The sequence below is a fragment of the Nonomuraea sp. NPDC003709 genome (assembly GCF_040610775.1).
GTDB classification, from domain to species: Bacteria; Actinomycetota; Actinomycetes; order Streptosporangiales; family Streptosporangiaceae; genus Nonomuraea; species Nonomuraea angiospora_A.
In genome coordinates this window covers 739,343-752,835 of record NZ_JBEXMW010000003.1, presented here as the reverse complement: position 1 = coordinate 752,835, position 13,493 = coordinate 739,343, and the positions used below count along the sequence as shown (strand labels likewise).

The 13,493-nt window shown below is 72.4% G+C and carries 16 protein-coding genes; 6 read left to right on the top strand and 10 right to left on the bottom strand.

Translation table 11 applies throughout. From position 1 onward, the window contains the following. The first annotated feature begins 24 nt into the window (after positions 1–24). Positions 25–1,254, top strand: coding sequence for a trypsin-like peptidase domain-containing protein (locus ABZX61_RS12175; protein ID WP_355193858.1), 1,230 nt, complete (start codon positions 25–27; stop codon positions 1,252–1,254). A 23-nt stretch (positions 1,255–1,277) separates the two neighbouring features. Here ABZX61_RS12175 and ABZX61_RS12170 read toward each other — a convergent pair whose 3' ends face one another. Next, positions 1,278–2,573: an FAD-binding oxidoreductase gene (locus tag ABZX61_RS12170; RefSeq protein ID WP_355193856.1), complete on the bottom strand. Its 1,296-nt coding sequence runs from the start codon at positions 2,571–2,573 to the stop codon at positions 1,278–1,280. Positions 2,574–2,702: 129 nt separating this feature from the next. Between ABZX61_RS12170 and ABZX61_RS12165 the strand changes: the two genes are divergently transcribed. Further along, positions 2,703–3,587, top strand: coding sequence for a sigma-70 family RNA polymerase sigma factor (locus ABZX61_RS12165; protein ID WP_355193854.1), 885 nt, complete (start codon positions 2,703–2,705; stop codon positions 3,585–3,587). Positions 3,588–3,590: 3 nt separating this feature from the next. On the opposite strand, the gene ABZX61_RS12160 is transcribed toward ABZX61_RS12165, so the two are convergent. The 5 genes from ABZX61_RS12160 to ABZX61_RS12140 form a co-directional block, all read right to left on the bottom strand. Then, positions 3,591–4,328: a GNAT family N-acetyltransferase gene (locus ABZX61_RS12160; RefSeq protein WP_355193852.1), complete on the bottom strand. Its 738-nt coding sequence runs from the start codon at positions 4,326–4,328 to the stop codon at positions 3,591–3,593. A 55-nt stretch (positions 4,329–4,383) separates the two neighbouring features. Then, positions 4,384–5,049, bottom strand: coding sequence for a response regulator transcription factor (locus ABZX61_RS12155; protein ID WP_350723458.1), 666 nt, complete (start codon positions 5,047–5,049; stop codon positions 4,384–4,386). Further along, a complete protein-coding gene (locus tag ABZX61_RS12150) occupies positions 5,046–6,218 on the bottom strand; it encodes a histidine kinase (protein ID WP_355193850.1) in 1,173 nt (390 codons plus the stop codon). The genes ABZX61_RS12155 and ABZX61_RS12150 overlap by 4 nt, the downstream gene beginning before the upstream one ends. A 23-nt stretch (positions 6,219–6,241) precedes the next feature. Beyond that, positions 6,242–6,826, bottom strand: a complete 585-nt coding sequence (locus tag ABZX61_RS12145; protein WP_355193848.1) for a hypothetical protein — start codon at positions 6,824–6,826, stop codon at positions 6,242–6,244. Between the two features lie 92 nt (positions 6,827–6,918). Then, positions 6,919–7,098, bottom strand: a complete 180-nt coding sequence (locus ABZX61_RS12140; protein ID WP_355193846.1) for a hypothetical protein — start codon at positions 7,096–7,098, stop codon at positions 6,919–6,921. A gap of 154 nt (positions 7,099–7,252) precedes the next feature. Between ABZX61_RS12140 and ABZX61_RS12135 the strand changes: the two genes are divergently transcribed. Continuing rightward, complete coding sequence (locus ABZX61_RS12135) at positions 7,253–8,503, top strand: sensor domain-containing protein (RefSeq protein WP_355193844.1); 1,251 nt, start codon at positions 7,253–7,255, stop codon at positions 8,501–8,503. Then, on the top strand, positions 8,491–9,141 hold the full coding sequence (locus ABZX61_RS12130; RefSeq protein ID WP_355193842.1) for a response regulator transcription factor: 651 nt from the start codon (positions 8,491–8,493) through the stop codon (positions 9,139–9,141). The genes ABZX61_RS12135 and ABZX61_RS12130 overlap by 13 nt, the downstream gene beginning before the upstream one ends. A gap of 4 nt (positions 9,142–9,145) precedes the next feature. Here ABZX61_RS12130 and ABZX61_RS12125 read toward each other — a convergent pair whose 3' ends face one another. Genes ABZX61_RS12125 through ABZX61_RS12110 form a run of 4 tightly spaced genes read right to left on the bottom strand, consistent with a single transcriptional unit; the run spans position 9,146 to position 10,791 of the window. After that, positions 9,146–9,394 carry a hypothetical protein gene (locus tag ABZX61_RS12125; RefSeq protein WP_355193840.1) on the bottom strand — a complete coding sequence of 83 codons (249 nt, stop codon included), beginning with the start codon at positions 9,392–9,394 and terminating at the stop codon, positions 9,146–9,148. A gap of 53 nt (positions 9,395–9,447) precedes the next feature. Then, positions 9,448–9,810, bottom strand: coding sequence for a hypothetical protein (locus ABZX61_RS12120; protein WP_355193838.1), 363 nt, complete (start codon positions 9,808–9,810; stop codon positions 9,448–9,450). A gap of 27 nt (positions 9,811–9,837) precedes the next feature. After that, positions 9,838–10,422 (bottom strand): hypothetical protein, encoded by a 585-nt coding sequence (locus ABZX61_RS12115; RefSeq protein WP_355193836.1) that lies wholly within the window; start codon positions 10,420–10,422, stop codon positions 9,838–9,840. Positions 10,423–10,437: 15 nt separating this feature from the next. Then, on the bottom strand, positions 10,438–10,791 hold the full coding sequence (locus ABZX61_RS12110) for an Hsp20/alpha crystallin family protein (RefSeq protein WP_355193834.1): 354 nt from the start codon (positions 10,789–10,791) through the stop codon (positions 10,438–10,440). Positions 10,792–11,038: 247 nt separating this feature from the next. On the opposite strand from ABZX61_RS12110, the gene ABZX61_RS12105 reads away from it, so the two are divergent. Together ABZX61_RS12105 and ABZX61_RS12100 are read left to right on the top strand one after the other, a co-directional pair. Beyond that, on the top strand, positions 11,039–12,055 hold the full coding sequence (locus tag ABZX61_RS12105) for a CapA family protein (RefSeq protein WP_355193832.1): 1,017 nt from the start codon (positions 11,039–11,041) through the stop codon (positions 12,053–12,055). A gap of 103 nt (positions 12,056–12,158) precedes the next feature. Next, the gene (locus tag ABZX61_RS12100; RefSeq protein ID WP_355193830.1) at positions 12,159–13,484 is read left to right on the top strand and encodes a hypothetical protein; all 1,326 of its coding nucleotides are present in this window, start codon (positions 12,159–12,161) and stop codon (positions 13,482–13,484) included. The last annotated feature ends 9 nt before the right edge of the window (positions 13,485–13,493 follow it).

The window sequence follows — 13,493 nt, the reverse complement described above, 5'->3', positions numbered from 1 at the left end:
GTCATCGGGACTCTAGGAGATGACATGGACGCGAACGCCCCCCGCGAGGACAGTGCCGGCGGCTGGAGCCAGTTCGGCGACAAGCCGCCCACCACCGGGACCTTCACCCGACCCGGGCCGGTGCTGCCGCCTCCTCCGCCGCCGCAGCGGCAACGGGCCGGGTTCGTGCTCACGCGCAAGGCGGTCGCCGGGCTGGCGCTGGCGGCGTTCGCGGCGCTGACGGCGACCGCGCTCGGGGGCGGCGCCGTCGGCGCCTACGTCGCCGGCGCCGGGCAGCCGGTCCCGACGGTCACCAAGACCGTGGCGAGCCCGGTCTTCCGTACGGCCTCCGGCCAGCTCACGGTCGCGCAGGTGGCGGAGAAGGTACAGCCGTCGGTCGTGATGATCCAGGGGCAGTCCGCCGAGGGCTCCGGCGTGGTGCTGTCGGAGGACGGGCTGATCCTCACCAACAACCACGTGGTGAGCGGCCAGGGCAGGCAGCTGACGGTCAAGTTCAGTGACGGCAAGACGGCCAAGGCCACCGTGGTCGGCACCGACCCGGCCACCGACCTCGCCGTCATCCGGGCCGAGGGTGTGTCGGGGCTGGCCAAGGTCACGCTGGGCGACAGCGACCAGCTCAAGGTGGGGGACGACGTGCTGGCCATCGGCAGCCCGCTCGGCCTGGACGGGACAGTGACATCCGGCATCATCAGCGCGCTCGACCGTACCGTGACGGCCGGCGGCGGCCGGGGCGACCAGCAGCTCCCGCCGGGATTGGGCGGGCAGCAGCAGAGCCAGGCGGAGGAGCCGACCACGCTCGGCGGCATGATCCAGACGGACGCGGCGATCAACCCGGGCAACTCCGGCGGCGCCCTGGTGAACGCGGCCGGCGAGCTGGTCGGCATCAACAGCGCGGTCGCCGCCGACGGCGTCAACCTCGGCTTCGCGATCCCCGTGAACACCGCCAAGCAGGTCTCCGAGCAGCTCATCAGCAGCGGCAAGGTGACCCACGCCTTCCTCGGGGTGAGCGTCACCGACGCCACCGGCGACGTGCCCGGCGCGCTGGTCCGCCAGGTGAGCGCCGGCAGCCCGGCCGAGAAGGCCGGACTGAAGCAGGGAGACCTGATCACCAAGATCGGTGACACGGCGGTCTCCGGCGGCGACACGGTGGTGGGCCAGGTCCGCGGGTTCAAGGTCGGCCAGCAGGTGCCGGTCACGTACCAGCGGGACGGCAAGACCGACACCGTGACCGTGACCATGGAGGAGAAGAAGTAACCCGTCTCCCGCGAACTTCCCGGTCAAGCACCGACCGGGAAGTTCGCGCGGAACACGCCCTGCGGGTCGCGGGCGCGCTTGAGCTCGCGCAGCCGGGCCAGGGTCCCCTCGTCGAAGGCGTCCGCCGCCCGCTCCCCCGCGGTCAGGAACGTGTACGGCTTGCGCCCGCTGACACGCAGCTCCCCGACCAGCCCGGCCCGCCTGGCGACCACCGCGTCCTTGAGGTGCGGCAGCCCGAGACCGATCAGATAGAGCAGGTACGGCTCCGCGACCGCGCCCCGGGCACCCGCCCCGGACCGCTCCTCGGCCAGCGCGCCGCCCAAATGCCGCACCTGGAGACCGAGCAGCGGGGCCAGCGGAGCGTCCAGCAGGACCCGCTCGTCCAGCTCCGTCAGCAGTTCGGCACGGGCCATGGCGGGGGCGGGATCGGTCGGCTCGGCGGTGATGTCGGCCAGGTTCGCGACCGGCAGCGCGGCCCGCTTGTCCACGACAGCTCCGTCGATCTTGTCCAGGGCGGCCAGCAGCGCGCCGCCCTCGGCGGCGTCGCCCAGGTAGGCGGCGTCCACGGCCACCATGGGCGGCCCGTCGGGGAGCTGGACCCGGTTGAACCAGACCGACAGCTCGTCCGGCGCGTTCTCGGTGATCCGCCGGTAGGCGTCGAACACCTCCGCGGTCCGCGTGCCCGGCCACATCACGCGCCCGCCGTACAGCCGCGGCGCCGGGTGCAGGTCGAACTCCACGGCGGTGACCAGCGCGAAGTCGCCCCCGCCGCCCCGCAGGGCCCAGAACAGGTCCGGGTCGGAGCCGGCGGTCACCCGGGACCGGTCGCCGTCGGCGTCCACGACGTCGAAGGCGCGCACGGAGTCCGAGGCCCAGCCGTACTTCCTGCCGAACCAGGACAGTCCGCCGCCCAGCGTGTAGCCGACCACGCTGAGGGCCGGCATGCTGCCCGCCAGCCCGGTCAGGCCGTGCGGCCCGGCCTCCTGGAGCACCCGACCCCACCGGGCGCCCGCGCCCGCCCTGGCCACGCGCTGCCCGGGGTCCACGGTGACGTCGTTCAGGCGGCCCGTACGCAGCAGGATCACGCCGTCGGTGGCGCCGGAGGCGCCGTGGCCGTTGGGCTGGGCCGCCACCGTGAGGCCGGACTTGCGGGCGTGGCGCACGAGGGCGACCACGTCGTCGGCGTCCTCGGCCGTGACCACGGCGGCCACCGGCTGGGCGACCGTCAGGTTCCACGCCTTGGCGGCCGCGTCGAAGCCGCCGTCCTCGGGCAGCAGCACCTCGCCCCGCACGGCGTTCCGCAACTCGTTGAATGTCATGGTCTCTCCCGTTTCTGAGGTGTTCGGGGCTATGACGGAGCGGGAGACGAGAAGGTGACCGCGATCGCCTGTCACCTTTGGCGAGGCTGCGCCGTCAGGTAGGTAGGAGCCCTGATCGAGGATGTGACCGTGGACGCCGACGACTTTCTTGCCGACCGGTTCGAGGAGCACCGCACCCATCTCAGGGCGGTGGCCTACCGGATGCTCGGCTCTCTCGCCGAGGCCGAGGACGCCGTCCAGGAGTCGTGGTTGCGGCTCAGCCGTACGGACTCGGGTGAGATCGACAACCTGGGTGGTTGGCTCACCACGGTCGTCGGCCGGGTCTGCCTGGACATGCTGCGCACCCGTACGTCACGGCGCGAGGACCCGCTGGAGCAGCGGCTGCCCGACCCGGTCATCAGCCCAGAGGACGGGGGCGACCCCGAGCAGCAGGCGCTGATCGCCGACTCGGTCGGGCTGGCGCTGCTCGTGGTGCTGGAGTCGCTCAGCCCGGCGGAGCGGCTGGCGTTCGTGCTGCACGACATGTTCGCGGTGCCGTTCGAGCAGATCGCCCCGATCGTGGACCGCACTCCCGCGACGGCCAAGAAGCTCGCGAGCCGGGCCCGGCAGCGCGTACGCGGGACCGTCCCGTCGCCCGACCCCGACCCGGGCCGGCAGCGCCGGGTCGTGGACGCCTTCCTGGCCGCCGCACGCGACGGCGACTTCGAGGCGCTGCTCGGGGTGCTCGATCCGGACGCGGTGATGCGCGTGGACGCGGGAGCCGCGGGCGGGATGCGGACGATCATCGGCGCGGCGGCCGTGGCCGGCGAGGCGACGAACTTCCGGCGGTTCAGCCGCGCCTACACGGTCGAGCCGGTGCTGGTCAACGGCATGGTCGGGCTCGTCGGCAGGGAGAACGGCCGGCCCCGGTCGGTGCTCGGCTTCACGATCACCGACGGCAGGATCACCGCCCTGGAGATCCTCAACGACCCGGAGCGCCTCGCCCTGCTCGACCTGAGCGCGTCGGCCGAGTAAGCCTCAGCGGAGGGAGATGTACAGGGCCTCGCCGACCTTGCGGTAGCCCACGCGGGCGTAGACCCGCGCGGCGCCGTCGTCGGCCGGGGTGAGGAACGGGGTCGTGACCCCGGCGCCCGCTCCCTCGCGGGTCAGCAGCGCCGTGACCGCTCCCGCGATGCCGCGCCGCCGGTGCGAGGGCAGCACCGCGATGCCCGCGACCTCGGCGACCCCCTGGTGCGGGCGGCCGAGCTGCCCGGCGCCGACGGCCTCCCCGGCGTCGAAGGCGGCGGCGATCAGGCCGCCGCCGTCGAGGACCCGCCGGAACCGCGCGATGTCGTGCTCGGTGGGCTCCGGCGCGTCGAACGCCTCGTTCATCACCCGCGCGACCTGCCAGAGGTCGGCATCCTCGGTCACGAGCGCGACCCGTACGTCCACCGGCCGCTCCACCACCTCGTCCGGCGGGCACACCAGCAGCGGGTAGCGCCCCTCCTGGGCGAACCCGGCCGCGAGCAGGGCGTCCTCCACCTTCGGGGACACCTGCGGCACGTATTCCAGGCGAGGCGTCCTGGCCCGAGCGCGGAACGCCTCGACCAGCTCGGCGACCTCGTCCGCTGTGAGCGCGGCGTCGTCGTCGGGAACGGCGTAGTTGAACGGGAGCGCGTCGTCGTGCTCGTCGAACTTGATCGTGAACGGCCCGCACCGGACCGCCCGGTCCCCCGCCATCGACCTGAGATAGGCATGCACGTGAGCGCCCAGCAAATGCGTTCTCCTTCCCGAAGGATCCGACGCATACGCTATCGCCAGTGCCGCCTGATCACCCGCCCCCGGGGACGATCAGGCCGCTCTCGTAGGCGGCGATCACCGCCTGTACCCGGTCCCGCAGCCCCAGCTTGGTCAGCACGTTGCTGACGTGGGTCTTCACGGTGTGCTCGCTGACCACCATGGCCTGCGCGATCTCCGCGTTGGACAGGCCGCGGGCGATCATGCGCAGCGTCTCCTGCTCGCGTGCCGTGAGCACGGCCAGCCGCTCCGTCGGCGGCACGGCCGGACGGGCGGCCGTTCTGGCGGTGAACTCGGCGATCAGCTTCGTGGTGACCGACGGCGCGAGCAGCGACTCGCCGGCCGCCACCACCCGTACGGCGTGGATGAGGTCGTCGCGGCGGACGTCCTTCAGCAGGAACCCGCTCGCCCCCGCGCGCAGCGCGTCGTAGACGTAGTCGTCCAGGTCGAACGTGGTCAGCATGAGGACGCGGCAGCCGCTGTCCGCGCACACGATCCTGGCCGCCTCGATGCCGTCCATGACCGGCATGCGGATGTCGAGCAGCAGCAGGTCGGGACTGTGCTCACGGACGGCGGCGACGGCCTGCTCGCCGTCTCCCGCCTCGGCGACGACCTCGATGTCCGGCTGGGCGTCGAGGATCATGCTGAATCCGGCGCGTACCAGCTCCTGGTCGTCCGCGACCACCACGCGCACGCTCATGCCGCCACCGCCCGGCCGGCCAGCGGGAGCCGTACGAGGACCCGGAAGCCCGGCCCGTCGGGGCGCCGGCCGAAGTCGGCGGTGCCGCCGCAGGCCGCGGCCCGCTCGCGGATGCCGATCAGGCCGTTGCCGCCCGAGGGGAGCGAGCTTCCTGAGCCGCGGCCGTCGTCGGCGATGTCGATCATGAGGGTGTCGTCCTGCCAGGTGAGTCTGATGTCGGCACGGGCCGCGCCCGCGTGCTTGACGATGTTGGTGAGGGCTTCCTGGGTGATCCGGTAGGCGGCGATCTCCGTGTCGGGAGTCAGCGGCCCCGGCTCGCCGGAGGTGGAGTATGTCACGTCGAGACCGGTGGCCCTGACCTGTTCGGCCAGGGTGGTGAGCGCGGCGATCGTCGGCTGCGGCGCCCGCGGGCCCTCTTCCTCCTTGAGCACGCTCAGCATGCGGCGGAGCTGGATCATGGCGTCGCGCCCCGCGGCGGCGATCGCGTCGAAGACGGCCTCCGCCCTGGCGGGGTCGCTCCTGACCACCACCGGTCCGGCTTCGGCCTGGACGACCATGAGGCTGACCGCGTGGGCCAGGATGTCGTGCATGTCGCGGGCGATCCTGGCCCGCTCGCGTTCGGCCGCCCGCTCGGCCTCGGCCTGGCGCTCGCGGGCCAGCTGGACGGCGCGTTCCTCAAGCGCGGCGGCGTGGGCCCGGGAGGCTGCGGCGGCCCGGCCGATGGCGTAGGCGGCGGTGAAGAGCACGACGCCGCGCATCGCGGTCTCGGAGGAGCCGACGATGAGCAGGCCGCCGGCGATCGTGAAGGCCAGCATGATCAGGCGGGGCCACCTGGCGGAGTAGGCGGCCACGGTGTAGAGCGCCATGAGCGAGCCGTACCAGATGGGCTGCGCGGCCACCTCGTCGACGAGGTCGTAGAGTCCGGTCGCGATGAGGCTGGCGGCCAGGACGGTCACCGGCGCGCGGCGCCGCCAGATCAGCGGCACCGCGGCGGTGACCACGACCGCGTAGCCCCACCAGTGCCAGGGCCCGCCGTACGGGTTCTCGCGGGTGAACAGCGGCCACAGCTGCGCGACCAGCACCAGCAGCGCGAGCGCGGCGTCCACCCAGATCGGCGGCAGCGAGCTCGACCACCGGCGAATAGCCGCAAAGAACCGTAGGTCGGACACAACATCCCATCTTGCCTCGTACGTCATGCGAGCGCTGCGGCGGGCCTGGGCGTGGCGGGGACCTGGCGGGCGACGGGGACGAACGAGACCAGCAGGCAGAGGGCGCCGAGCGGGATGAGGTCCTTCTCGATGAACGGCAGGATGAGGTCGACCATGACCAGGAGGGGCGTCCACACCCTGACCCGGCGCAGCGCCGCGAGCTGCACGACGAGGGCGAGCTGGCCGGCGAAGAACAGGAGCGGGACGACGTCGTAGACGACGGCCGAGACGCCGGGGACACTCTGGACCCGGTCGAACAGCACGCCCATCGCCTCGTTGTCGGCGGACATGAACCCGACCACGATGTCGATGCCGAACTGTGCGAGCAGCGCCACGACGCCGACGGTCCCGGCCGCCGCGCTCGCGGTGGCCAGGGCGTTCCCCCCGGCCATCCGCCGCATCTGCCAGAAGACGGGGACGAACAGGACGAGTGCCGCCATGAAGGCGAGGTGGCCGGTGGTCCACGCGATGCCGGGACCCCGGCTGCCGTCGAGGCCGTCGAGGATCCGGATCACGCCGTAGGCGAGCACGAGCAGGGGCGCGGCGACGAAGGGGATACGGGAGTTCATGGGGACGATCCTCGGCCGCGCGGGGGTCCTCGGGCATCGCCGGTGAGGGCGATTCCGCGGCTCCCTCTCAGGAGTGAGGACGAATCCGTCGCTCAGCCGCGCCGCTGCGCGTAGTGCTGCTGGATCAGCGCGGCCGCGCAGGCCATCGTGGCCAGGCCGAACCCGATGCCGACGAGCATGTTGAGATCGGAGGTGGAGGTGACCATGTTGCCGACCGCGAAGATCGCCAGCAGCAGCCACAGCACGGGTCGGGGGATACGGACGGGGTTCATGGCGTGCTCCTCACAAGATCGGGTGACACCCCAAGACGCTACGGATCGCCGTCGCCACGGGCGATCCCGCCAGTGAGACAGCCCGAGGTGCAGCAGGCTGTACTGTTCGTCCGCCAGCACCTCTTCGTCCTGGGAGATGCCCTAGGGTCTGAGGATGCCGACTCCCGACGCGGGGCCCTTACGCCGGTGGGACATGGTGGCCCGGACCCGGGCCACCCTCGACGCCCTCGAACACCTCGTCGGCGGCGTCGGCACCGCGATCCTGGCGATCCTGGCCGTGTTCGTCGTGGTCATCACCGCGCTGGCCTGCCTCGTCGGCGTGGGCCTGCTCCTGGTGCCCACCGCGCTGCACGTTCTGCGCGTCGTCGCCGACCGGGAGCGGGGGCGGCTGTCACGCTGGGGGCCTGACGTCGTCATCAGTCCCGACCCGGTCCCGTCCGAGTTGCGGGCGGCGATCACGAACCCGGCGAGCCGGCGCGAGCTGTACTGGGTGCTGATCCACGGGTTCTTCGGGCTGCTGCTCGGGGCGGTCGGCATGACGCTGCCGCTCAGCGCGGTACGCGACCTCACGTTCCCGCTGTGGTGGCGGCTGATGCCGGACGGGGCGGGCCTGGACCTCTGGGTGGTGCACGACCTCCCGGGCGCCCTCGCGGTCGGCGCGCTGAGCGTGGGCTGGATCGCGCTGACCCTGGCCCTCGTCCCCGGCATGGCGCGCCTGCAGGCGTGGCCGGGGCGGCGGCTGCTGGCCGCCGATCCCAGCACCGACCTGGCGCTGCGGGTCGCCCAGCTCACCGCGACCCGCGCGGAGGCGCTCGACGCGCACGCCGCCGAGCTGCGGCGGATCGAGAGATCGCTGCACGACGGCACGCAGAACCGGCTCGTCGCCGTCAACGTCATGCTCGGCGCGGCCCGCCGCGCACTGGCCCGCGACCCGGCCACCGCCGACGCCATGCTCGAACGCGCGCAGGACGCCGCCGAGCAGGCGCTGGCCGAGCTCCGCGCGGTCTCGCGCAGCATCCTGCCCCCGGTGCTGACGGACCGGAGCCTCGCCGACGCGCTGACAGGCCTGGCCGCCGGCTGCCCCGTCCCCTGCCGGATCGACGTCGACATGCCCGGCAGGTGCGCCGCGTCCGTCGAGGCCACGGCCTACTTCGTGGTGGCCGAGGGGCTCACCAACATCGCCAAGTACAGCCAGGCGCGGCACGCCACCGTCACGATCCGGCGGCACGACGACCGGCTGGACCTCCGGATCACCGACGACGGCCGCGGCGGAGCGGACGAGCGGAGCGGGTCGGGGCTGGCCGGGATCCGCCGCCGAGCCGAGGCCCTCGACGGGACCTTCGCGCTGACCAGCCCAGAAGGCGGACCTACCACCATGAATGTGAGCCTCCCATGCGGATTGTGATCGCCGAGGACGACCCGCTCCTGCGCGAGGGTCTCGCGCTGCTGCTGCGGGCGGAGTCGCTGGACGTCGTGGCCACCGCGCCCGACCCGGACGGCTTCCTGACCGCGATCGACGCCCACCAGCCGGACGTCGCCATCGTGGACGTCCGGATGCCCCCGACCCACACCGACGAGGGCATCGTCGCGGCCGTCGAGGCCCGGCGGCGCCAACCGGAGCTGGCCGTGCTCGTGCTGTCGGCGTACGTGGAGCAGGCGTTCGCCACCGACCTGCTCGCCCACGGCAGCGCCCGGCTGGGCTACATGCTCAAGGAACGGGTGGGGCGGGTCGAGGAGTTCATGGGCGCGCTGCACCGCGTGGCGGAGGGGGGCACGGCCATCGATCCGGAGGTCGTCGCGCAGCTGCTGGCCCGCAGCAGGCCCGACAGCCGGCTCGACCGGCTCAGCCCGCGCGAGCGCGACGTGCTGGCGCTGATGGCCGAGGGCCTGGGCAACGCCGCCATCGCCGAGCGGCTGTTCGTCACCGACGGCGCCGTGCACAAGCACATCCGCAGCATCTTCTCCAAGCTCGACCTGGCGCCGACCGACCGGACCGACCGGCGCGTGGCGGCCGTCCTGCACTACCTGGAGAACGGGAAATAGCGGGCTAGGCGCCCAGGTCGCGGGCGATGTTGTCCAGCCTGGTCGCCAGGTCCTCCAGGGCCTCCTCGCTCAGCCCGCCCTCCGGCAACCGGGCCGCGAGCTCGTCGCGGTGCGCGATGACCAGGCCCTTGTGCGCGTCATCCACCTCATCGGCCGGCAGGACCACGCAGTCACCCCGGACGAACACCAACGTGGCGTCGGGTTCCTCCGACTGCAGCAACTGGCGCACGCATTCAAGATCGATGAGAGACATCTCTGCTCCTCTGCCCCGACTGACCTCAAACTGGGCGCTTACCCAGAGGGCGCTCATCCGAACGTCGGAGGGCCGCCGTCGGCGTGCGAGCGCCGCACGCTGAACGTCACCAGATACACGGCGGCCCCCAGCGCCACGAGGGCAGGCGGCACGGCGAGCAGCGGCCGCGCGGCCAGCAGGGCCAGCACGGTCAGAACCACCCCCACCAGCAGCCCGAGCGCGGCCGCCAGCAGGCGCACGCCGAGCCAGTTCGACGGCGGCGGCGCCTGCGGCCACTCGCCATGGCCGCCTCCGTGCACGTCGGGCACGCCGGTGTCGCTCACCACGCCGGAGGAGGTGATGTCCTCGGGAGGTGGCGGCTCGCGCAGCACGGGAGCGAAGAACTCGTCCTCGGGATCGTTGTCGCGCCTGTTCATCCTGGATCACCTCACCTTCATCCTGGATCACCTCACCGGATCGGCTTCCTCCAGCTCGTGCAGGAACGGGTTGACCACGGCGTTCAGCTCGGCCAGGAGCGCTTCGAGCGAGGCCTGGGCGTCGTCGAGGTTCGGCAGGCCCGCGGCCCGCGCGTGGGTGGGCGTGGGCAGGCGCTCGACCGGCAGCGGCACGCGGAGCTCCAGCGTGCTCAGCGCGGTCGGCCGCTCGTACGGCGGCGGCACGTAGGTGGGCTCCTGGCACTGCCAGCTCGACCAGCCCCGCGGCAGCGGGAACGGGAGCGGGGCGGCCAGCTCGACCACCGCCAGCAGGCCCGGAACCTCCTCCGGGCGGTGACAGGTCGCGTCCAGCACCCTCGGGTGGCGGCGCACGTAGGCGTGCTCCGCCACCGGGCGCGTGGCCACCTCCCACGCACCCAGTGCGAAGTGCAGCGGGTCCAGGGTGACGCCGCCCGCGGCCGGCTCGCCGTGCACGGCTTCGAAGGCATGCCGCCATCTGCGCAGCTCCTCGCCGTAGCGCTCCTGCGCGCTGCCCGGCTCCGCGCCGTCGCGCCCTCGCGCGGCGCCGATCCAGAACGCCTGCGTGCCGGCCATGCGCCTCCCCCGGTGTCAGCCCTTGATCTCGATGCGGCGGGCGCGGCCCTTCTCGGTCTTGGGAACGCGCAGGATCAGGATGCCGTCCGTCAGCTCGCCGCCGATGTGCTCGGTGTCGGCGTCGCTCGGCAGGATCGTCCGGTAGACGAACCGTCCGGTGCGCCGGCGCAGCATCTGGCCCTTGTCCTCCTCGTTGATCTCCCCGGAGACGCACAGCTCGCTGTCGTTGACCTCGACGTTGATGTCGTCCCGCTTCAGCCCGGGAAGCTCCGCCCGCACGATGTAGGCGTCCGGGGTCTCCTCGGTCTCCGCCACCGGCCGCCAGGCGGCCATGTCGCTCTCCGCGCCCTGCTCGAAGAGCCGCCCCATCTGATCCCACAGCTGCTCGAACTCGGTGAAGGGATCCCAGGACCGCCTCTGCCAGGGAACACCCGCCTGTATCGCTCCTCGATTGCGCCTTATCGGCAAAGCCACTGCTTTCTCACCTCCGTGACGTGAGGGACACCGTCGTCCCCCTCCTCCAAATTCATCCCGTACCCGCAATCTTCCGTCATGAACGGTTCCGTCGCAGGTCAGAGGGCGTGTCGAAGCCATCGGACGGGGAAGCTGGGTGGACATGACCGACGGAACGGGGACCACGCCGGGCCCGGGCGCCGGGGAATCGGTCACGCTGGCGCTCGCGGGCGACACCATGCTCGGCCGCGGCGTGGCCGAGCGGCTGAGCCTGACCGCCGATCCGGCCGACTTCTTCGACACCGGCGTGCGCTCGGTGCTCTCCCGGGCCGATCTGGTCCTGTTCAACCTCGAATGCTGCGTCTCGGACCGCGGCCGGCGCTGGGACCCGCTGCGCAAGGCGTTCCACTTCCGCGCCCCGCCCCAGGCCGCGGCGATGCTGGCGGAGCTGGGCGTGCACGCGGTCACGCTGGCCAACAACCACGCCCTGGACTACGGCCACGAGGCCCTCCTCGACACCCTCGACCACCTGGCGGCTGCCGGGATCCGCACCGTGGGCGCGGGCGCCGACCTGGCCCGCGCCTGGGAGCCCGCCGAGCTGAAGGTGGGGGATCTCCGCCTGGCGGTGCTGGGCGTCACCGACCATCCCCCCGAGTTCGCGGCCACCGAGCGCAGGCCCGGCGTCGCGTACGCCGACCTCGGCTCCGGGGTGCCGGACCGGCTCACGGGCACGATCGGGAGCCTGGACGCCGACCTCGTCCTGGTCTGCGTCCACTGGGGCCCGAACATGACCTCCAAGCCCGTCACGCACGTCCGCCGCGCCGCCCGGGCCCTGGTGAAGGCCGGCGCGTCCCTGGTGGCCGGGCATTCCGCGCACGTCTTCCACGGGGTGGCCGGACCGGTCCTGTACGACCTGGGCGACCTCATCGACGACTACATCGTGGACCCCGAGCTCCGCAACGACCTCGGGCTGATCTTCCTGGTCACCCTGGACGAGCGGGGCCCGGTACGGCTGCGGGCCGTCCCCATCGCGCTGGACTACTGCCGTACCAGGATCGCGAACGACATGGAGACCCGCTGGATCCGGGCCCGGTTCACCGCCGCCTGCGCCGACCTCGGCACCGAGGTCAGGTCGGAGGCCGGCACGCTCACCGTCGATCTCCGGCCACAGGTGGATTGACCGGACGCGCCACCCACTTCGGGTACGCGGTCGATTACCCAAAGTGACCATATGGTGTGGTCAGTGGCCCTTTTGGGGTCCGGCACCTAGCGAGAGGATCGACATGGCGCACGAACCGAGAATCGACGTCGAGAGCAGAGCCCAGTCGGTCAGGAACAGCCTGACAGAGGAGCAGTCCGAGCGGATCGTGGACGCGCTCGGCGAGCAGGGGGTCTGGTTCTCGACCCCGCATCCCCGCGTGAGCGAGGCGCCCAGGCCCGACCGCGTCTGGGAGCTGGTGGGCGACAAGCCGCACCTGGGGCGCACGGCCACCGGGCGCGCCGCGATCTATCTGGCCGACGGGCACGCCGCGCTGACCCGGCCGCTGATCTTCGCCGACGGCTTCGGTTACGGGCCCAGCGACCTGGACGCGTTGTGGGCCCACTTCAACAGCGAGCGCAGCCCCGGGTTCCTGGACCAGCTCCGGACCATGGGCATCGACGTCATCCTCCTGGGCTTCGACCAGCGTCAGACGTACATCCAGGCCAACGCCGCCGTGGCGGTCACCTGCGTCCAGCGGGCCATCCGGGAGCGGCAGGGCGACCTCCCGCTGGTCGTCGGCGGGGTCAGCATGGGCGGCATGGTCACCAGGTACGCGCTGGCGCGCATGGAGACCGAGGGTGCCGACCACCAGACCGACAAGTACTTCTCCTATGACACGCCGCACCTCGGCGCCTGGATCCCGCTGGTGCTCCAGCAGCTCGCCTACCTGCACGAATCGCTGGAGCCGAGCGCGAACGGCCCCGGGCAGGCCGAGCTGATCCGCAGCCCGGCCGCGCAGCAGCTCCTGTGGGCCTGGGTCGAGAACGAGGACTACTCGGGCCCCGTGACCACCGCGAGCCCGCTGCGCACGGACTTCCTGGACGACCTGCGCCGGGTCGGCTGGTTCCCGATCCGCCCGTACAAGCTGGGCCTGGCCAACGGGGTCGGCGACGGCACGGGGCGCGACCTGCCGCCGGGCACGCCGGTGTTCGACCTGCACTACGACCCGCTGCAGCTCACGGCCAAGATCCAGCCGGACATGGGCCAGCTGCAGAACGTCGGCACGGTCAAGTTCGGGGCTCCGACGTGGACGAGCGCCACCTCGCACGTGGCCGCGTTCGACGGGGCGCCGGGCGGCACGCTCGACTCGTGGGGCAGGGTGGCCGACGCGATCGGGCTGCCCGTCCAGGATCGGTTCCGCCACAGCTGCTTCGTGCCCGCGGTCAGCGCCATCGCCCTGGCCAGGGACCCGTACCAGTGGCAGACCGACCTGTACAGGGACCTCACCGAGCTGCCGAAGGACGAGACATTCCTGGACGCGTTCTGCTGCGACACGGCCAACACCGAGCACGGCAACGTCTCCGAGGTGCTGATCGACTGGTTCCTGGAGCAGCTCGCCGGCTGGTAGCGGCGGCGA